The following is a 17,367-nucleotide window of genomic DNA, read 5'->3' on the forward strand; positions in this document are numbered from 1 at the left end:
CGGTTCAAACCACGTGCCGGCTCCGATCACTCAAGGATGTTTGAGATGACCATCGCACGTGCCTTCACCGACACCCCCACCCTCTCCCGCGCCGATCGTGAAGCGCGCACGGAGGAGTTGTTCGAGCGACTAGCGGGGACCACGTCGGAGGCAGAACGCCAGCAGGTGATCGACGAGATCGTCGTCACCAATCTCCCCCTCAGCGAGGCCCTGGCCCGGCGCTACGCCGGCCGTGGCATCGACCTCGACGACCTCGAGCAGGTCGCTCGCATGGGTCTCGTCTGTGCCGTCCAGAGGTTCCGTACGGGCGGGGCGCCCTTCGTCGCCTTCGCCGTGCCGACCATCACCGGCGAACTGAAGCGCCACTTCCGCGCAAGCTGGATGGTCCGGCCCCCGCGCCGTCTCCAGGAGTCACCGGGCGACGAGGCCACCAGCGCCTTCCGCCCCGTCTCGCTCGATGTCGCCGCCACGCGCGCGGACGGCACGACGCCGTTCGAGCTGTCGACCGAGGACCACGACCTCGAACTGATCCCTGACCTCATCACGCTGCACCGGGCGATGAAGACCCTGAGCGCCGTCGAGCGGCGCGTCCTCACCCTGCGCTTCGTCGAGGATCTTCCGCAGGCGGAGATCGGCCGGCGGGTCGGCGTGAGCCAGATGCAGGTGTCCCGGATCCTCAGCCGGGTGCTGGCCGGCCTTCGCGCCGAAATGGAGCCGATGGCGGCCTGAGCGGTCACTCCGGGGCGTCGGTCCGGTAGGGAATACCTGCCGGCCGGCGCCCCGCGATCCATGTCGGCAGGGCCCACCACAGGGCGACACACGTGATCCCCGCGACAGCCGCCGCGACCCAAGCTGCACCGATGCCCAGCACCACACCGAAGACCAGCGCCGCGACCAGCGTGGTCGCGATCGCCAGCAAGCCGAGTCCGATCCGGGCGAGGGTGTCTCCGACCCGGACGACCGCGTCCTTGCGGTGCGTCCGGAACAGGGAGCGATGCAGCGAGACGGGGGCGAGGATGAAGAACGTCGCCAGGGTCGCCGTGGCGACCGCACCGAGGTAGACCAGACGCAGCCCGTCGCCCACCTCCGCGAACCGCTCCTGGAACGGCAGGATCAGCAGGAATCCGCCCAGGAGCTGGATGCCGGTCTGCGTCACCCGCAGTTCCTGCAGCAACTCGCTGAACTGGCGATCGAGCCGCTCGCCGGGCGTCTCGTCGCGATCGGCGTCGTTCATTCGCCCACCTTCCCTCAGTTTCACTCCTATTGTCGACTGTGTGCATGTTTCACCGGTCCGATTGCGGGGTAGTGGGGGGATAGACGCCGCGGCCACCCCGCCACGGTGACACGAATCGAAGAACCAAGGAGGAACACCATGGGGATCGACGATCAGATGCGCAAGGCCGCCGACGAGGTGTCGGGACGCGCCAAGGAGATGTGGGGCGACCTCACCGACAACGAGCGCCTCGAGGCCGAGGGCCGGGCGCAGCACACGGCCGACGACGCCGGTCACGTGGCTGACCACGAACTCGACCCGGCACGCGCCGATCGGATCACCGACGACGTGTACGACCGCCCCGTCGGAGACCCCGCCCCCTACCTGAGCGGCGAGGACAGCAACCTCCGCGACGAGCTCCGCGACGACATGGGCCAGGACCCGCGGCGCCGTGACCGCGTCACCGACCCGACCGACGGCAACCTGCGCGACGCGCTCCGTGACGACATGGGCCAGCGCGACCCGCTGACAGATCCCAACGCGATCCGTCGCGACCAGATCTGACCTGCACCACCGACTTCCCTCACACCTACTGAAGGAGAAACATCATGGGAACCATCCTCTGGATCATCGCCGCCGTCCTCGTGATCGCCGGCATCCTCGCGATCGTGCGCAGCCAGCTCGTCTGGGGCATCGTCCTCATCATCCTCGGCCTGCTCGTCGGCCCCGGCGGCGTCAGCATCTTCACCTGACGCTCAGGGGGCCACCTCGGCTCCAGGTGTGCTTGACTGTGCAGCACAGACACCTGGAGGCGAGGCATGGTCCACGACATTCAGGCGCCTCCCCGGGATCCCCGGGGAGGCGTCGCTGCGTCCGCGGCGAGCGGCGGGGCACCCGCCGACGACCACGCGGCCCGCTCGTCGTTCCTGGCGCACGTCAGCCACGAGCTCCGCACACCGCTCACGCTGATCACCGCGCCGCTCGAAGACGCCCTCGCGCATCCGGACCTCCCCCCGGAGGTCCGCAGGCACCTGGCACTCGTGCAGCGCGGCGCAGCGCGCCTGACCCGCATGGTGGACGCCATGCTCGACTTCGGCCGGATCGAGGCCGGCGCTCTGGAACCCGCCCCGGTCGACCTGGACGTGGCGGCGATGCTGCGCACCCTCGTCGAGTTCTTCGTCCCGACCATGGAGCGGGCGGGCCTGAGCCTGGTCACGGACATTGAGGACCTGCCCCGAGCGGCCCACCTTGACCACGACATGGTCGAGCGGATCGTGTCCAACCTGCTCGCCAACGCCATCAAGTACACCCCCCGGGGCACCATCTCGATAGCGCTGCGCGACCTGGGCGAGTCGCTCTCCATCTCGGTCACCGACACCGGCGTCGGTATCGCGGCGGCGGATCGGGAGCGGGTCTTCCACCGGTTCGAACGGGTGGCCACGCCGATGGGGGCGCGCAGCCCGGGCGGCGTGGGCATCGGACTCCCGATGGTCCGTGATCTGGCCACGATCCTCGGCGGACAGGTGACGCTCGAGTCCACCCCAGATGTCGGGAGCACCTTCACCGTGACCCTGCCCTACACCGTCGGCGACCCCACGGGCACCCACGCGAGCATCACGCCCCGCGGGGCCGCCTCGTTCGTGGCCGAGATGGCGTCCTGGCGGGGCATCGCCCCGGACACGCGTCGCCCGCCCACGGGCCACGGCCGGGCAGCGCTGCTCGTGGTGGAGGACAACCCCGACATCGCCGACTACCTGTCGTCGGTCCTCGCCGACAGCTACGACGTCACCGTGGCGGTCGACGGCGCGGCCGCGTTGGAATGCCTCGACACGGGACGGGTGGACATCGTGCTGGCCGACGCCGTGCTGCCGCGGCTCGACGGGCACGAGCTCGTCGCCGCCATGCGCGCGGATCCCCGCTTCAGCGATGTCCCGGTGGTGCTCGTCTCGGCCCAGGCCAGCTGGAGTGACGTCGCCGAAGGGTTGACCGGCGGCGCCGACGATTACCTCGCCAAGCCGTTCTCCCTGGCGGAGCTGCGGGCCCGGCTCGCGACCCATCTCGGCCGGGCGATGGACCGCATCACGACGGCGGAGGCGTTCGAGGAGCGCCAGGCCCACCTGCAGCGTGCCCTGGAGAGCCACCGCGCGGTCGGCCAGGCGATCGGGATCCTCGTCGAACGCCACCGGATCACGGCCAGCCAGGCCTTCGACCTGCTGCGCGACGCCTCTCAGCATCGCAACATCAAGATGCGCGACATCGCGCAGCGGGTCATCGAGACCGGGTTGGATCCCGATCAGGCCTGATCACGTGAAGACGATCTGACCGCCTTCGCTCAGTTCGATGAAGTCGCTGGCGCTGATGATGTCCTCCACGCCCTCGTACAGGTCCGAGCGGCTCAGACCGTTCATGTCGTAGCTGAGCTGGCAGCCCCAGAGATGGCCACCGGACGCCACGATGATGTCCAGCATCTCGCGCACTCCCGGAATCTCGAGCTCGTCGAACTGCTTCTTCATCATCGTCGTGGTGAGCTTGGTCATGCCGGGGATGGCACCCATGCCTGCCCACAGGGGCATGGACGGCGCCATGGGCAGATGCATAGCCGTGTTGCCGAGCATCGTGAACTTGATGCTGTCCATCGTGCGTTCGGTGATGAGATCGAAGCCCCAGAAGGTGAAGAAGATGTGGGTCTCCACCCCTTCACCGAGGGCGGCGTTGGCCATGATGAGCGCCGGGTAGGCCGTGTCGAGGTTGCCCTTCGACGCGACGAAGCAGATCTTCCGGGGACCGGAATCCTCCCTGGAGGGAGCGGTGAAGTCGGCCGGCTTGGCCGAGGTCCGGGCCGCGGAGGAGGGCTCTGCCGCCGGACGCGAGGCGGCCGGTCGACTGTCGCCGAAGTCGGGGATGATGGGGGTGTCAACGGTGTCTGTCATGTCTGGTCCTTCCTAGACGCAGCCCTTGGGCTTGGGCAGCCCTGCGATGTAGGCCATCTTCTTGGCGGGTTTCCCGGGGAACAGCCGGAAGAGCTCCTTCATGTCGAAGCCGCCGACGCTGGCGACCCTGCGCAGCGTCGCGGTCTCCTTGCGGGCCGGGTAGTCGGCGCGGAGGAACCGCAGCACCTTCCAGTGCTCGTCGGTCAGGTCCTCGACGCCTGCGTAGCCGGCGAGGATGGGAGCGAGATTCTCGTCCCATTGCGAGTACTCGGTGAGGAAGCCTTCGTCGTTGACGTCGATGGCTCGGCCGCCGATGCGGGTGGTGGGCACGATCGGGATCTCCTTAGAACTTGGGGATGATGGGGTCGGGCAGGATGGTGGACGGGTCGGCCGTCGAGTCGACGGCGACGATCGGAACGTAGTCGGGTACGGGACCCGCGCTCTGGCGACTGGCGGCCGGGGTCTTCGGGCCGCCCGCGCGCTGCGGGGAGGACGGCTTGCGGGCGGCGGGTTTGCGAGCCGACGGCTTGGCCGCCTTCGCCGTCGTCGTCGGGGGAGCGGGGTGGCGCTTGAGCAGGCCGAGGACCAGATCCTTGTTCGCGGTGCCGCTGGCCTCGCCCTCGATCTTCTTGCCCAGCAGGTGCATGTCCGTGGTGAACGGCAGCGGCCGTCCGCGCAGCAGGAACTCCCAGTAGACGAAGCGGAACGCGAGTTTGGCGAGGTGGTTCGAGCGGGATTCGCCGAGCAGGGTCATCGGTCCGACGCCGGGGAAGGGGAAGCCGCCCGTGTAGGGCTGAGTGCCGTAGTTGAAGTCCAGCAGCATGCCCTTGCCGTGCCCGGTCTCGATGAAGCAGTTGGCGTGACCGTCGAACTTGTGGGGCAGCTCGCGCCCCGCGATGTAGTAGGGCCAGTTCTCCATGAACACGTCGACGGAGAAGTGGGCCACCGATCCGGCCTTCGAGGTCTGCAGGGTCCCGCCGTCGCCGAGGACGAAGATGTCGGGGTGTTCCAGCGAGCGCATGGTGTGCTGGTCGCAGGGCACCAGATTCATGTCGTCGCCCAGCCCGGAGCGGGCCACGTACTCGGGCCCGACGTTGAGGGGGATGGACACGAGCAGGTCGTAGGGCACGCGCCGGTCGTCATAGGACACCAGCTCCTTCGCCTCGGTGTCGACGCGTTCGACGGCGAAGTCCGGCTCGAGACGGATGTCTCGCTCGGTGAACATCTGGCCCAGTTCGCGCGAGGCGATCGGCTTGGTGAAGGCGCCGTCCAGCGGGGTCACGTAGACGATCTCGACCTTCTTGCGGCTCTTGCGCTCGCGGAAGTGCGCGTCGGCCAGGAACGTGAACTCCAGCGGCGCGACGGGGCACTTGATGGGCATGTCCGTGAGGTGGACGATGAGGCGCCCGCCCGAGAACTCCTTCATGGCATTCGCCAACGCCAGCGAGTGCGGCAGGTCGTAGAAGTGGTGCACGTCCGGGTGGTCCGCGCCCGGTGTCAGGTCCGGCCGGGGCTCCACGCCGGTGGCGATCACCAGCGTGTCGTACTCCAATGAGCGCCCGTCGCCCAGGTGGACCGCCTTCGCGGCCGCATCGACGCGGTCGATCTCCGCTAGCACCAACTCCACACCGTCGGGGATGAAGTGGTGCCGCGAGCGGACGATCTTGTCCTCTGAGTAGATGCCCACCGGGAGGAACAGATAGCCCGGCTGGTAGTGGTGGTCGTCGTCGCGGTCGACGACGGTGATGTGCAGCTCGTCGGGCGGATAGGCCGCCCGCAGCTTGTTGGCGACCATGGTGCCGGCCGTGCCGCCGCCCAGGATGACCAGTCTCCTCATTGAGGCTCCTCATGTATCAGTCGATGGAAGGATCGTATACCCATATGGGTATGGGGTCAGGAGATACCCCCCCTTAACTCCTACGACCCGTCGGAGACGGGGCGGTTATGCTGGTCGACAAGGGGCGACGACGCCCGGAGGAAGGACCCGGATGGCTGATCATGGCTGCTACGTGTCGGCGCTCGACATGTTCTCGATCGGCATCGGCCCCTCGTCGTCCCACACCGTCGGACCCATGCGGGCGGCCGCGGACTTCGCGGCCCGCATCACCCGGCCGGGCGCCCCTGTCGCCCGGATCACCGGCGTGCTGTACGGATCGTTGGGCGCCACCGGGATCGGGCACGGGACACCGGACGCGGTCGTCGCCGGCCTGCGAGGGCTGCACCCCGAGACTTGTGATCCCAGCGACGTCCGCGGCGCCTGGTCGGGGCACCGCGACGGCGCCCCGCTGCTGGTCGGAGGCACGGTGGAGGTGGAGTTCCGGCGCGACGACCTGAGGCTGGCCCCCCTGACCCGCAAGCCGGCGCATCCCAACGCCCTGACGCTGACGGCGCTGGGGTCGGGTGGGGAGATCCTGCTGGAGGAGACGTACTACTCGGTCGGCGGCGGCTTCATCCGGCGCGACGGGGACACACTCGACCACTCCGGTCCGGCGGCGGGCGGGGTCGCGTTCGACACGGCTGAGGATCTCATGCGGATCTGCGCCGAGTTCGGGCTCTCCATCGCCGACGTCGCGCGGCTCTGCGAGCGCGCCCACCGCCCCGACGGGGACACCGACGCGGGTCTGGACGCGATCTGGGCCGCGATGCGGGCGTCGATCGACGCGGGCCTGCACGCCCGCGGCCACCTCCCCGGGCCGCTACGGGTGCCGCGACGCGCGGCCGGCGTGATGCGCCTGCTCGAGGACGAGGAGGCCGGGCGTCAGCGGGGCGCGGAATGGCTCCAGGTGTACGCACTGGCGGTCAACGAGGCCAACGCGTCGGGGGAGCGCGTCGTGACCGCCCCCACCAACGGGGCCGCCGGTATCGTGCCGGCCGTCGTGCAGTACTTCCTGGACGCCCATCCGGAGGCCGGGGCCGACGTGGTGCGGCGGTTCCTGCTCACCGCCACCGCGATCGGCAGTCTCATCAAGGCCAACGCGTACATCTCCGGAGCCGAGGGGGGATGCCAGGCCGAGGTCGGGTCCGCCTGCGCAATGGCGGCGGCCGGACTGTGCGCGGTGCTCGGTGGCACTCCGCCCCAGGTCGAGAACGCCGCCGAGATCGCCATGGAGCATCACCTCGGGCTGACGTGTGACCCGGTCGGAGGACTCGTGCAGGTCCCCTGCATCGAACGCAACGCCATCGCCGCCAGCACCGCGGTCACCGCCGCCAGGCTCGCGCTCCACGGCGACGGCCGCCACATCGTCTCCCTCGACACGGTGATCGCGACCATGCGGCAGACGGGCCTCGACATGCACACCAAGTACAAGGAGACCAGCACCGGCGGCCTCGCCGTCAACGTCGTCGAGTGCTGACGCCGCAACGTCCGCCGGGGTAGCGTGGATCGGGACGGGGAGGTCGACGATGGACATCATTCTCATTCCGGGGCTCTGGCTGGACGGCGCGTCGTGGACGCATGTCGCCGGTCACCTGACGGCGGCCGGACACCGGGTCGTGGCCGTGACGCCTCCCGGCCATGACGGTGGCGATCCGCGGCGCGCGACCTACGCCGACCTGGTCGCCACCGTCGTCACCGAGATCGACAACGCGCGCGGCAAGGTGGTGCTGGTGGGGCATTCCGCGGGCTGCGCCGTCGCCTGGGCAGCGGCGGACCGCCGGGTCGACCGGGTCGCTTGCGCGGTACTGGTGGGCGGGTTCCCGATCCCGAACGGTCAGCAGGTGCTCGACGGATTGGAGGTGGTCGACGGCGTCGTCCCCTTCCCCGGATGGGCGGCCTTCGACGGGCCCGATACGGCCGATCTCGACGAGACGCTGAAGGCGGAGGTGGAGAGCCACATGACTCCCGCACCGGCCGACTTCGTGTCGGCGACCCAGCAGCTCCAGGACGATCGCCGCCACGCCATCCCCACCGTGATGGTGTGTCCCGAGTACTCCAGCGCGCAGCTGCGGGACTGGTCCGAGGAGGGCTTCGCCCAGCTGGGGGAGCTGCGGCACCTCGACGAGGTCGCCTACGTCGACCTCGAGTCAGGGCACTGGCCGCAGTTCAGCCGATCGGAAGACCTGGCCGACGTGATCCTCAGGGCCGCCACCGTGCACCACCGGGCTGATCGCTGACGGCGTACGGACAGGCTGCCGGGACCGGCGGCACCGACGCTACCGTGGGCGCTGATCCGCCCAGCTGAGGAGCCACGATGACGTACCGCCCCGAGACACTCGCCGTCCACGCCGGTCAGGAGGCCGCCGACACCGCCACCAACGCGCGGGCGGTGCCGATCTACCAGACCACCAGCTTCGTGTTCGATGACGCTCAGCACGCCGCCGACCTGTTCGCGCTGGCCCGCCCCGGCAACATCTACACGCGGCTGATGAATCCGACCCAGACCGTGCTCGAAGCCCGCGTGAACGCCCTCGAGGGCGGCGTCGGGGCCCTGGCGACCGCCTCCGGAGCCTCCGCCATCACCTACGCCGTACTCAACCTCACCTACGCCGGCGACAACATCGTGGCCCTGTCCACCCTCTACGGCGGCACCTACGCCCTCTTCGCCCACACCCTGAAGCAGTTCGGCATCGAGGCCCGGTTCGTCGACCCCGCCCGCCCCGACGACCTGGCGCGCCACGTCGACGACCGGACCAAGCTGGTCTTCGGGGAGACGGTCGGCAACCCGGCCCTCAACGTCATCGACCTCGACGCGTGGTCAGAGGCAGCGCACGCGCTCGGGCTTCCGTTCATCGTCGACAACACCGTCCCGACGCCGCACCTGACCCGCGTGTTCGACCATGGCGTCGACATCGCGGTGCACTCGGCGACCAAGTACCTGGGGGACACGGGACGTCGCTCGGGGGCGTGCTGGTGGACTCCGGCCGCTTCGACTGGGCCGCGCATGCGGAGCGCTTCCCGGGGCTGACCGCCCCTGACGCGGCCTACCACGGCGTCGTGTGGACCGAGGCGGCGGGCCCGGCGGCCTACGTCATCCGGGCCCGCACCGTCCTCCTGCGCAACACCGGCGCGGCGATCGCGCCCATGAACTCGTTCCTGCTGCTGCAGGGCATCGAGACGCTGCACCTGCGGATGGAGCGGCACAGCGAGAACGCGATGGCGGTCGCGCGGCACCTGGAGCAGCACCCGGCGGTGGCCTGGGTGAGCTACCCGGGCCTGCCGTCGAGCCCGACGCACGACATCGCGACCCGCATCCTCAAGGGTGGGTTCGGCGGACTGGTGTCGTTCGGCATCCAGGGCGGCCGCGCCGCCGGCACGGCGTTCGTGGAGTCCCTGCAGCTGTTCAGCCACCTGGCCAACATCGGCGACGCCAAGTCCCTGGCCATCCACAACGCGTCGACCACCCACTCCCAGCTGTCCGACGAGGAGCTGGAATCGGCGGGGGTGCCGGCGGAGATGGTGCGCCTGTCGGTGGGCATCGAGCACATCGACGACATCATCGCCGACATCGATCAGGCGCTCGCCCGGATCTGACCTACGAGGTGGTGCGCGGGTCGCTGGCCTGGTGCCGGCGATCCGCCTCGATGTCTTCCTCGGCGATCGAGTGGTCGGAGGTGTGGAGGTGTTCCCCCGCCTCCGGCTGCTCGGTCTCGCGCGGGGTCAGCTCGCTGTCCTCGACGGCGGCGTCGGCGTTCTGACCGGGGATGCGGTGCTCGGACATGGCGGCTCCTTCGTGTGGAATGGTCCTGGTCAGGCTAGCCTCTCCTGCCTGGACGCGGGCCCGTTCCGGTGGTCGAATGGGCTCATGAGTACACGCGCAGCCACCCCGGACGTCGTCGAGTCCGCGGCACTCACCGGTCGGCTGAATTGGCTCCGGGCGGGGGTCCTGGGCGCCAACGACGGCATCGTCTCGATCTCCGCCACCGTCGTCGGCGTCGCAGCCGCCACGGACACCGTCACCCCCGTGCTGCTGGCAGGCGTGGCCGCGGTGGTCGCCGGGGCGATCTCCATGGCGCTGGGGGAGTACGTGTCGGTCTCGAGCGCCGCGGACTCCCAGCGTTCCATCATCGCGGCGTTGCGTCAGCTGCTGAGCACCGACCGGCGGGCCGTCGACGACGAGCTCGTCGTGGCCTACATGCGCCAGGGGCTCAGCCGTCCCACCGCCGAGCGTGTGGTGTCCGAGATCGGCGACGCACACGCCGTGACGGCGCACCTCTCGCAGCGCTTCCACCTGGCCGAGGACGAGGTGGTCAACCCCTGGCACGCGGCGGTGGCCTCGGCGCTGGCTTTCCTCGCAGGCGCTGTCCTTCCGCTGCTCACCATTCTGCTCAGCCCTCTCGAGCTACGCATCCCCGTCACTGTGCTCGCGGTCCTCGTCGCGCTCGCCCTGACAGGCGGTGTGGGCGCCAGGCTCGGCGGCGCCCCCGTCGGCCGCGCCGTGCTGCGGGTCACCACCGGTGGCCTCCTCGCCCTGGCCGCGACCTACGGCGTCGGCGCGCTGCTCGGCGTGACGGTCGCCTGACCGGGCCCCGCGGAACTGCTGCAACAATGGGGGCGTGACAACGCACCTCGACCGCAGCGTGGGCCTCGTGACGACCCGCACCGCTCGCGTGTTCGACGACGCCCACCCGCTGACGCTGCGCAGCGGGGCCACCCTCGGCCAGGTGGACGTCGCCTACGAGACGTACGGCACCCTCAACCACGCCCGCGACAACGCGGTGTTCATCTGTCACGCGTTGACGGGCGACGCCCACGCCGCGGGATTCCACGACGGAGACACCAAACCCGGCTGGTGGGACACGATCATCGGGCCGGGCAAGCCGATCGACACCGGCACCTGGTACGTCGTCTGCGCGAACCTCCTGGGCGGCTGTCAGGGCACCACCGGTCCCTCGTCGACCAACCCGACCACGGGGGAACCGTACGGCCTGGACTTCCCGCTGCTGGACATGGGCGACTTCGTGGAGGTGCACCGGGCACTCGGCCGCCACCTGGGCATCGACCGCTTCGCCGCCGTCGTCGGCGGCTCCCTGGGCGGGATGCAGGCGCTGCAGTGGGCCATCGACCACCCCTCAGAGGTCGGCCGGGCCATCATCATCGCGGCATCGTCACGCCTGACCGCCCAAAACATCGCGTTCTCCGCGGTCGGCCGGCAGGCCATCATGCGCGACGGCGACTTCCGCGAGGGGCGGTTCCTCACCGAGGGGACCGCGCCGCGGCGCGGCCTGGCGGTCGCGCGCATGATGGCCCACATCACGTACCTGTCGGAGACCGGCTTCGAGGAGAAGTTCGGCCGCTCCGCCCAGCGAGGCGAACTCACCAAGAACTTCGGTGTGGACTTCGCCATCGAGAGCTATCTGGAACACCAGGGCGAGCGGTTCCTGTCCCGGTTCGACGCCCTCAGCTACCTGTACCTCACCAGGGTGATGGACTACTTCGACCCGTTCGCCGACCCGCAGGCGCTCGACGCGCTCCTCGACGACCCGGTCCGGTTCCTGGTTCTGAGCTTCGACACGGACTGGCGCTTCTCGACCGAGCACTCGCGCCGCATCGTGCGCCACCTGGAGGGAGCGCGCCTGCCGACCTCGTTCCGGGAGATCCACTCGGCGTGGGGCCACGACTCGTTCCTGCTCGACATCCCTGACTACCACGCCACCGTCCGCGCGTTCCTGGAGCGCGCCGCCGAGGACCTGTCATGACCCCCAAGGCGCGCCGGGACCTGTGGCTCATCTCGACCCTCATCCCTGAAGGGTCCCGCGTCCTGGACCTCGGGTGCGGTGACGGGGAACTGCTGCGGCTCCTGCAGCGCAAGGGCTGCTCGGGTACCGGCGTCGACATGAGCCCCTCGAACCTGGTCGCCGCCATGCGCAGCGGTGTCGACGTCATCCAGCTCGACCTCGACCGGCAGCTGGGGGAGTTCGCGGACGACTCCTACGACGTCGTTGTGCTGTCGCGGACGCTGCAGACCGTGCGCCATCCCCGCCACGTCCTGCAGGAGATCGGCCGCATCGCCGTGCACTCGCTGGTGTCGATGCCGAACTTCGCCCACTGGCGCAACCGGCTCCGCCTCCTCTCGGGACGGATGCCGATGTCGAAGGACCTCCCGTTCGAGTGGTACGACACACCCAACCTGCACCACTCGTCGCTGCCGGACCTGGAGCCGCTCTTCTCGGGCCTGGGCATGGTCATCGACACGCGGATCCCGCTCGACGCCTCGGGCCGCCCCCACCGGCTGGGGAACCTCGCCCCCAACCTGGTCGCGAGTTCCTCGCTGTACCTGCTGCACGCTAGGCGATGAGGTCGGCGACGCGGGTCAGCGCGCCCCCCAGCCCCCAGCGGGTGGTCAGCTCGGCGATGCGGTCGCGGTCCGGCGGCGTCCGCGTGAGCGGTGGCAGCTGCAGCGCATCGACACAGGTCACGACCTCACGCGCGCGGGCCAGGTAGTCGACGTCCGCCAGGACCTTCGCCCGCATCGACGCCGTCATCCCCGAGGCGGGGTTCAGCGCGGCCTCGACGATGGCCTCGAGCGACGCATGGGCCGACACCAGGGCCACGGCGCTCTTCTCGCCGATGCCGCGGACCCCGGGCAGTCCGTCCGACGGGTCGCCCCGCAGCACGGCGAAGTCCACGTAGCGCGCCGGCGGGAACCCGTAGCGGGCCGTCAGCGTCTCGGGCGTGACGACCTCGTGATTGGCGACCGACCGCGCGACGTAGACGACGCTCGTGTCCGCGTCGACCAGCTGGAACAGGTCCCTGTCTCCGGTGACGACGAGGCTGCGGCCGTCGTGCGCTCGGGCGAGGGAGGCCAGCACGTCGTCGGCCTCGTGGTCCGGCACCCCGAGGACCGGCAGCCCCAGCGCCTCCAGGCACTCCCGGATCACCGGCACCTGGACCGCCAGGTCGTCGTCGACCACTTCCTCGTCCGCCGAGCCGCCCTCGACGACGCGGTGCGCCTTGTAGCTGGGCACCAGATCGACCCGCCAGGCCGGACGCCAGTCGTCGTCCCACGCGCAGGCGATCACGTCCGGGGTGTACTGGCCGACCAGGCGACCGATGAAATCCAACGTGCCGCGCACCGCGTTGACCGGGCGGTCGTCCGGCGACCGGAAGGTCGCGGGAACGCCGAAGTACGCACGGAAGTACAGGTAGGAGGTGTCGAAGGCCATCAGCGTGCTCACCGCGCCATCCTCGCACAGCGTCACCCGAGTCCACGCGGGTACTCTTGGGCCTCGTGATCGACCGTCCGCCGCTCCCCACGGCACCCTCGGCGGCGCTGGCCGTCGCGGCCGGGCTGCTCGTCGGCGCCGGCCAGGCGCCCATGGGGCTGTGGCCCGCGACACTGGCCGGGGTGGCCCTGTTCACGTGGCTCATGTCGGCACGCCCCGCGCGCTCCGCGCTGGGGCTCGGCTATCTGGCGGGGGCCGTCATGAACACCCTCACGGTGTCGTGGGTGTCGGTCCTCGGCACCGGCGTCGCCGTGGCGCTGATCGCCTTCATGGCGCTGTGGTGGGCCGTGCTGGCCTGGACGGTGTCGCGGCTCACCGCCCTGCGCGCCTGGCCGCTGCTCGTCCCTGCGGCCTGGGTCGCGATGGAGTTCGCCTCGGGCAGCGTCCCCTTCGGCGGATTCCCGTGGACGCGCCTGGCTTACACGGCGATCGATCAGCCGATGTCCGGGCTGCTCCCGTGGGTCGGGGCCACCGGTGTCAGCTATCTCGTCGCCCTGGTGGCGCAGCTGCTGCTCGTCGCAGTCACCTCCCGGCCGAAGGCCTTGCCGGCGCTCGCCGGGTCCGCCGCGGTGTTCGCCGTCGGAGGGCTGGCGAACCTGGCGCCCCTGCCGCCCGCCAGCGGCGAGGTGCAGGTCGCCATGGTGCAGCCGAACGTCAACCGGGCCGAGAAGGGCACCGACAGCTACGCCCGATCCGTGACCAACAACGCCCTGAGCGAGACAGTGTTCGCCCTCGCCGAGGCCCGGGCCACCGATCGGGCGCCGGACTTCGTCCTGTGGCCCGAGAACGCCACCGACGTCGATCCCGCCACCGACGCCGACACCCGGCGCCTGGTCGAGCTCTCGGTGCGGCTGGCCGACGCTCCGGTGTTCGTCGGGGCCCTCACCTTCCCGGACGTGCCCGACTCCCGCCAGACCTCGAGCATCTGGTGGCATCCCGACTCCGGTCCGGGCGACGTGTACCACAAGCGCAATCTCGTGCCGTTCGGCGAGTACATCCCCTTCCGCGACGTCCTGCTGCCCCGCCTGCCGATCCTGCGCCAGGTGGGCCGGCAGTCCATCCCCGGCGAGGGGCCCGGCGTCGTGGAGGCCCCCACGCTGACGCGGCCGGACCTGACCGTCGGCACGCTCATCTGCTTCGAACTGGCCTACGACGACACGGCCTACGACCTCGTCAGGTCCGGCGCGGATCTCATCGTGTCGCAGTCGAACACCAACACCTACGCGGGCACCTTCGAGCCCCACCAGCAGCTCGTGCTGAACCGGGTCCGCGCCATGGAACTGCGCCGGGAGGTGGCCGCGGCGGCCCTGAACTCGACCTCCGCCGTCATCGACGCCCGCGGAAGGGTCCAGCAGATCACGGGCGAGTTCGAGGCGGCCAGCTTCCAGGTGACGCTGCCCCTGCGCGATCACGTGACGCCTGCTGTGGCGCTCGGACCCTGGCCGTCCTGGGCCGCGTCGCTCGCCGCTCTGGCGGGGCTCGCCGCTGCGCTGCGACGCCGCACGGGCAGGTCCGGGTAGCATGGCGCCCATGACCAGCCAGGACGCCCTCGACCGGGTTCTCGTCATCATCCCGACGTACAACGAGGCTCAGAACATCGAGAGCATCACCACCCGGCTGCGCCGAGCGGTGCCGCACGCGCACATCCTCGTCGCCGACGACAACTCTCCCGACGGGACCGGGGCCATCGCAGACCGGCTGGCCGCCGACGACGACCACATCCACGTGATGCACCGCAAGGGCAAGGAGGGCCTCGGCGCCGCCTATCTCGCGGGGTTCCACTGGGGGCTCGACAACGGCTACGGCGTGCTCGTCTCGCACGACGCCGACGGCTCCCACCAACCGGAGGAACTGCCCCGGCTGCTGGCAGCCATCGACGCCGGTGCCGACATGGTCAAGGGGTCGCGCTGGGTCAAGGGCGGTTCGGTCGTCAACTGGCCCAAGACGCGCGAGCTCATCTCGAAGGGCGGATCATTGTGGACCCGGCTGTGGCTGGGCATCCCCGTGAAGGACGCCACGGGCGGGTTCAACGCCTACCGGGCCGGCACGCTGCGCGGCATCAGCCTCGACGAAGTGGCCTCCGCCGGCTACTGCTTCCAGATCGACCTGGTGTGGCGCGCCCTCAAGAACGGCTTCCGCGTCGTCGAGGTGCCGATCGAGTTCGTGGAGCGCGAGTTCGGCGACTCGAAGATGAGCCGCAACATCGTCGTCGAGGCCCTCATCCGCACGACGCTGTGGGGCGTCGAGCACCGGATCGGACAGGTGCTCCGCGCCGTCCGCCGCCTCGCCGGGCGCAGGGCCGCGTGAGCGGGCAGCGGGGGACGCCCCGCGCGGTGGGTCTCAAGATCGGCGTCGTCGGGCTGGTGATCTTCCTGCTCGTCTTCGCCGAGATCGCCGCGATCCTGTGGGTCGCGGGGGAGATCGGGTGGTGGACGCTCGCCATTCTCCTGACCACGACCCTGATCGGCATCGTCCTGCTGCAACGGGAGTGGCGCAAGGCCTGGGCAGGTCTCGCGGACGCGCTCCGGTCAGGAGAACTGCCGTCCGGCCGCCTCGCGGACGCGTCGCTGGTGCTCATCGGAGGCGTGCTGCTCGTGCTCCCCGGTCTGTTGACCGACGTCATCGGCCTGCTTCTGCTGCTTCCGTTCACCCGCCCGTTCATGCGATCGGCGCTCGCTTGGGTGGCGTCGGCGGCATTGAAGCGCTCCGGCACGCCGGCCGGTCCGTCCAGCGTGATCCGGGGCGACGTCGTCGCGGAGCCGCAGACCCTCATCCCGGAGATCGAGCACGACGACCAGCCGCCGACGGAACGTCAGTAGAGCCGGTCAGACTCCCGCAGCTTCGTCAGCTGCTCGTTGAGGATGTCCTCGAGCTCGGGGATCGACCTGCGCTCGCGCAGCATGTCCCAGTGCGTGCGCGCCGGCTTGGTTTCCTTCTCCTCGCCGACCACTCCGTCGGAGCGCACGGCGACGGAGCCGCACTTCTTGCATTCCCATTCGGTCGGCAGCTCGGCCTCGAGGGCGAACGTCACGGCGAAATGGTGCCCCTTGGGGCAGTCGAACTCGATCTGGCGGCGCTCGGCGAACTCGACGCCCTGTTCGTCTTCGAATGTCTTGGAGCCAAGGCCCACACCACGCAGTGCACGGTCAGCCATCAATGTCCTCCTTCGTCTGCTGCATGAACAACGAACGGACGGGCCGATCGGTTCCGACCCGCTACCGAGTAGACCACATACCCCGGGCCCTGAGAACCTCTTTCAGCAAATCCGGCCGGTCGGTGACGATGCCGTCGACACCCCAGTCGAGGAGGCGGTGCATGGTGGTGGGGTCGTCGATGGTCCACACGTGGATCCGGCGGCCCGCTGCGTGGATGCGGCGGACGGTGCGCGGCGTCACCAGGTCGACCGTCATGGGGCCGACGGTGTGGCTGAGCGGCACTTGGAACACCTGACCACCCGGCGGCATCCCGCCCACGGCCATGGCCGCGACGCCCGCCGTCGATACGGCGGTGGGGACCTGCGGAAGCATCGCGCGGAATCGCCGGATCGTCACGCGGGAGAACGACCCCACGCACACGCGCCGCTCCGCCCGGTGGCGACGGAGGCACTCGGCGAGCGGGGCGGCGGCCGCCGCGTGCTTGATGTCGATGTTGAAGTTGCACTCGGGAAACACCTCGAGCAGCTCGTCCAGTGTGGGAATCGGCTCGCGGCCTCCCACCCGGAGCTCTTGGACCTCGCCCAGGGTCACGCCCAACATCGATCCTTCGACGTCGGTCACGCGCGCGAAGTCGTCGTCGTGGAAGGCGATGAGGTGGCCGTCGCGCGTCACGTGCACGTCTGTCTCGAGGTAGCGGTAACCGAGCCGGACCGCGTTGCTGAACGCGCGCACAGTGTTCTCGATGCCCAGGTTCGCGGTGAGGAACGCGCCGCCGCGGTGGGCCATCGGGATGAACTCGGGGGACAGATAGTCCTCGTGCACACCGGCCATAGAGTCGCAGCTTATGGGCTGACTGTGGGTTTCGCCAAGGGTCGGGCTCCGCGGGCCCGCCGGATATGCCGTCGAG

20 protein-coding genes and 1 pseudogene are annotated in these 17,367 nt (G+C 70.0%); 13 read left to right on the forward strand and 8 right to left on the reverse strand.

Annotated features, from left to right (window positions below):
- Positions 1–45: 45 nt before the first annotated feature.
- Positions 46–729, forward strand: a complete 684-nt coding sequence (locus tag BCR15_RS06740; protein ID WP_068751411.1) for a sigma-70 family RNA polymerase sigma factor — start codon at positions 46–48, stop codon at positions 727–729.
- 4 nt (positions 730–733) lie between these two features.
- Here the strand turns inward: BCR15_RS06740 and BCR15_RS06745 are convergent, their stop codons facing one another.
- A complete protein-coding gene (locus BCR15_RS06745) occupies positions 734–1,234 on the reverse strand; it encodes a DUF6328 family protein (protein ID WP_068751412.1) in 501 nt (166 codons plus the stop codon).
- A gap of 138 nt (positions 1,235–1,372) precedes the next feature.
- Here BCR15_RS06745 and BCR15_RS14925 point away from each other — a divergent pair, with 138 nt between their 5' ends.
- From BCR15_RS14925 to BCR15_RS06755, 3 genes are all read left to right on the forward strand, one after another.
- Positions 1,373–1,777, forward strand: coding sequence for a CsbD family protein (locus BCR15_RS14925; protein WP_068751413.1), 405 nt, complete (start codon positions 1,373–1,375; stop codon positions 1,775–1,777).
- A gap of 44 nt (positions 1,778–1,821) precedes the next feature.
- A complete protein-coding gene (locus tag BCR15_RS14930) occupies positions 1,822–1,965 on the forward strand; it encodes a GPGG-motif small membrane protein (protein ID WP_176715198.1) in 144 nt (47 codons plus the stop codon).
- A gap of 66 nt (positions 1,966–2,031) precedes the next feature.
- Positions 2,032–3,516: an ATP-binding protein gene (locus tag BCR15_RS06755; protein WP_068751414.1), complete on the forward strand. Its 1,485-nt coding sequence runs from the start codon at positions 2,032–2,034 to the stop codon at positions 3,514–3,516.
- Here the strand turns inward: BCR15_RS06755 and BCR15_RS06760 are convergent, their stop codons facing one another.
- Genes BCR15_RS06760 through sqr form a run of 3 tightly spaced genes read right to left on the reverse strand, consistent with a single transcriptional unit; the run spans position 3,517 to position 5,980 of the window.
- Positions 3,517–4,143 (reverse strand): DsrE/DsrF/DrsH-like family protein, encoded by a 627-nt coding sequence (locus tag BCR15_RS06760; RefSeq protein WP_083196582.1) that lies wholly within the window; start codon positions 4,141–4,143, stop codon positions 3,517–3,519.
- Between the two features lie 12 nt (positions 4,144–4,155).
- Complete coding sequence (locus BCR15_RS06765; RefSeq protein WP_068751415.1) at positions 4,156–4,473, reverse strand: TusE/DsrC/DsvC family sulfur relay protein; 318 nt, start codon at positions 4,471–4,473, stop codon at positions 4,156–4,158.
- Positions 4,474–4,486: 13 nt separating this feature from the next.
- On the reverse strand, positions 4,487–5,980 hold the full coding sequence (gene sqr, locus BCR15_RS06770; RefSeq protein WP_068751416.1) for a type III sulfide quinone reductase, selenoprotein subtype: 1,494 nt from the start codon (positions 5,978–5,980) through the stop codon (positions 4,487–4,489).
- 151 nt (positions 5,981–6,131) lie between these two features.
- Between sqr and BCR15_RS06775 the strand changes: the two genes are divergently transcribed.
- From BCR15_RS06775 to BCR15_RS06785, 3 genes and pseudogenes are all read left to right on the forward strand, one after another.
- Entirely contained in the window at positions 6,132–7,496 is a 1,365-nt protein-coding gene (locus BCR15_RS06775; RefSeq protein WP_068751417.1) for an L-serine ammonia-lyase, read from the forward strand.
- Positions 7,497–7,545: 49 nt separating this feature from the next.
- A complete protein-coding gene (locus BCR15_RS06780; protein WP_068751418.1) occupies positions 7,546–8,256 on the forward strand; it encodes an alpha/beta fold hydrolase in 711 nt (236 codons plus the stop codon).
- A 77-nt stretch (positions 8,257–8,333) separates the two neighbouring features.
- Positions 8,334–9,613: pseudogene (locus BCR15_RS06785) on the forward strand (O-acetylhomoserine aminocarboxypropyltransferase/cysteine synthase family protein).
- A 1-nt stretch (position 9,614) separates the two neighbouring features.
- Here BCR15_RS06785 and BCR15_RS06790 read toward each other — a convergent pair.
- The gene (locus tag BCR15_RS06790) at positions 9,615–9,800 is read right to left on the reverse strand and encodes a hypothetical protein (RefSeq protein ID WP_068751419.1); all 186 of its coding nucleotides are present in this window, start codon (positions 9,798–9,800) and stop codon (positions 9,615–9,617) included.
- Between the two features lie 84 nt (positions 9,801–9,884).
- Here BCR15_RS06790 and BCR15_RS06795 point away from each other — a divergent pair, with 84 nt between their 5' ends.
- The 3 genes from BCR15_RS06795 to metW are packed head-to-tail and all read left to right on the forward strand — an operon-like array spanning position 9,885 to position 12,377.
- Entirely contained in the window at positions 9,885–10,601 is a 717-nt protein-coding gene (locus tag BCR15_RS06795; protein WP_068751420.1) for a VIT1/CCC1 transporter family protein, read from the forward strand.
- 34 nt (positions 10,602–10,635) lie between these two features.
- Positions 10,636–11,778: a homoserine O-acetyltransferase MetX gene (gene metX / locus BCR15_RS06800; protein WP_068751421.1), complete on the forward strand. Its 1,143-nt coding sequence runs from the start codon at positions 10,636–10,638 to the stop codon at positions 11,776–11,778.
- Complete coding sequence (metW, locus tag BCR15_RS06805; RefSeq protein ID WP_068751422.1) at positions 11,775–12,377, forward strand: methionine biosynthesis protein MetW; 603 nt, start codon at positions 11,775–11,777, stop codon at positions 12,375–12,377. Before metX ends, metW begins: the two co-directional genes overlap by 4 nt.
- Here metW and BCR15_RS06810 read toward each other — a convergent pair.
- Positions 12,367–13,257, reverse strand: a complete 891-nt coding sequence (locus BCR15_RS06810; RefSeq protein ID WP_228383407.1) for a 5'-3' exonuclease — start codon at positions 13,255–13,257, stop codon at positions 12,367–12,369. The two genes, metW and BCR15_RS06810, sit on opposite strands and share 11 nt — an antisense overlap.
- Positions 13,258–13,310: 53 nt before the next feature.
- On the opposite strand from BCR15_RS06810, the gene lnt reads away from it, so the two are divergent.
- The 3 genes from lnt to BCR15_RS06825 are packed head-to-tail and all read left to right on the forward strand — an operon-like array spanning position 13,311 to position 16,124.
- The gene (gene lnt, locus BCR15_RS06815) at positions 13,311–14,825 is read left to right on the forward strand and encodes an apolipoprotein N-acyltransferase (RefSeq protein ID WP_068751497.1); all 1,515 of its coding nucleotides are present in this window, start codon (positions 13,311–13,313) and stop codon (positions 14,823–14,825) included.
- Positions 14,826–14,835: 10 nt separating this feature from the next.
- Positions 14,836–15,612 carry a polyprenol monophosphomannose synthase gene (locus BCR15_RS06820; RefSeq protein ID WP_385898678.1) on the forward strand — a complete coding sequence of 259 codons (777 nt, stop codon included), beginning with the start codon at positions 14,836–14,838 and terminating at the stop codon, positions 15,610–15,612.
- Positions 15,609–16,124 (forward strand): FxsA family protein, encoded by a 516-nt coding sequence (locus BCR15_RS06825; protein WP_068751424.1) that lies wholly within the window; start codon positions 15,609–15,611, stop codon positions 16,122–16,124. Before BCR15_RS06820 ends, BCR15_RS06825 begins: the two co-directional genes overlap by 4 nt.
- Here BCR15_RS06825 and BCR15_RS06830 read toward each other — a convergent pair.
- Positions 16,118–16,459 carry an RNA polymerase-binding protein RbpA gene (locus tag BCR15_RS06830; RefSeq protein ID WP_068751425.1) on the reverse strand — a complete coding sequence of 114 codons (342 nt, stop codon included), beginning with the start codon at positions 16,457–16,459 and terminating at the stop codon, positions 16,118–16,120. The two genes, BCR15_RS06825 and BCR15_RS06830, sit on opposite strands and share 7 nt — an antisense overlap.
- A 61-nt stretch (positions 16,460–16,520) precedes the next feature.
- Entirely contained in the window at positions 16,521–17,291 is a 771-nt protein-coding gene (locus tag BCR15_RS06835; protein WP_068751426.1) for a glycerophosphodiester phosphodiesterase family protein, read from the reverse strand.
- Between the last annotated feature and the right edge of the window lie 76 nt (positions 17,292–17,367).

The organism is Tessaracoccus lapidicaptus (assembly GCF_001693815.1).
Classification (GTDB): Bacteria; Actinomycetota; Actinomycetes; order Propionibacteriales; family Propionibacteriaceae; genus Arachnia; species Arachnia lapidicapta.

Coding starts and splice junctions, on each gene's coding strand:
- BCR15_RS06830 (WP_068751425.1), bottom strand. CDS start 16,459: ATGGCTGACCGTGCACTGCGTGGTGTGGGCCTTGGCTCCAAGACATTC.
- BCR15_RS06760 (WP_083196582.1), bottom strand. CDS start 4,143: ATGACAGACACCGTTGACACCCCCATCATCCCCGACTTCGGCGACAGT.
- BCR15_RS06780 (WP_068751418.1), top strand. CDS start 7,546: ATGGACATCATTCTCATTCCGGGGCTCTGGCTGGACGGCGCGTCGTGG.
- BCR15_RS14925 (WP_068751413.1), top strand. CDS start 1,373: ATGGGGATCGACGATCAGATGCGCAAGGCCGCCGACGAGGTGTCGGGA.
- BCR15_RS06790 (WP_068751419.1), bottom strand. CDS start 9,800: ATGTCCGAGCACCGCATCCCCGGTCAGAACGCCGACGCCGCCGTCGAG.
- metW (WP_068751422.1), top strand. CDS start 11,775: ATGACCCCCAAGGCGCGCCGGGACCTGTGGCTCATCTCGACCCTCATC.
- BCR15_RS06755 (WP_068751414.1), top strand. CDS start 2,032: ATGGTCCACGACATTCAGGCGCCTCCCCGGGATCCCCGGGGAGGCGTC.
- sqr (WP_068751416.1), bottom strand. CDS start 5,980: ATGAGGAGACTGGTCATCCTGGGCGGCGGCACGGCCGGCACCATGGTC.
- BCR15_RS06795 (WP_068751420.1), top strand. CDS start 9,885: ATGAGTACACGCGCAGCCACCCCGGACGTCGTCGAGTCCGCGGCACTC.
- BCR15_RS06740 (WP_068751411.1), top strand. CDS start 46: ATGACCATCGCACGTGCCTTCACCGACACCCCCACCCTCTCCCGCGCC.
- BCR15_RS06835 (WP_068751426.1), bottom strand. CDS start 17,291: ATGGCCGGTGTGCACGAGGACTATCTGTCCCCCGAGTTCATCCCGATG.
- BCR15_RS14930 (WP_176715198.1), top strand. CDS start 1,822: ATGGGAACCATCCTCTGGATCATCGCCGCCGTCCTCGTGATCGCCGGC.
- BCR15_RS06820 (WP_385898678.1), top strand. CDS start 14,836: ATGACCAGCCAGGACGCCCTCGACCGGGTTCTCGTCATCATCCCGACG.
- BCR15_RS06745 (WP_068751412.1), bottom strand. CDS start 1,234: ATGAACGACGCCGATCGCGACGAGACGCCCGGCGAGCGGCTCGATCGC.
- BCR15_RS06775 (WP_068751417.1), top strand. CDS start 6,132: ATGGCTGATCATGGCTGCTACGTGTCGGCGCTCGACATGTTCTCGATC.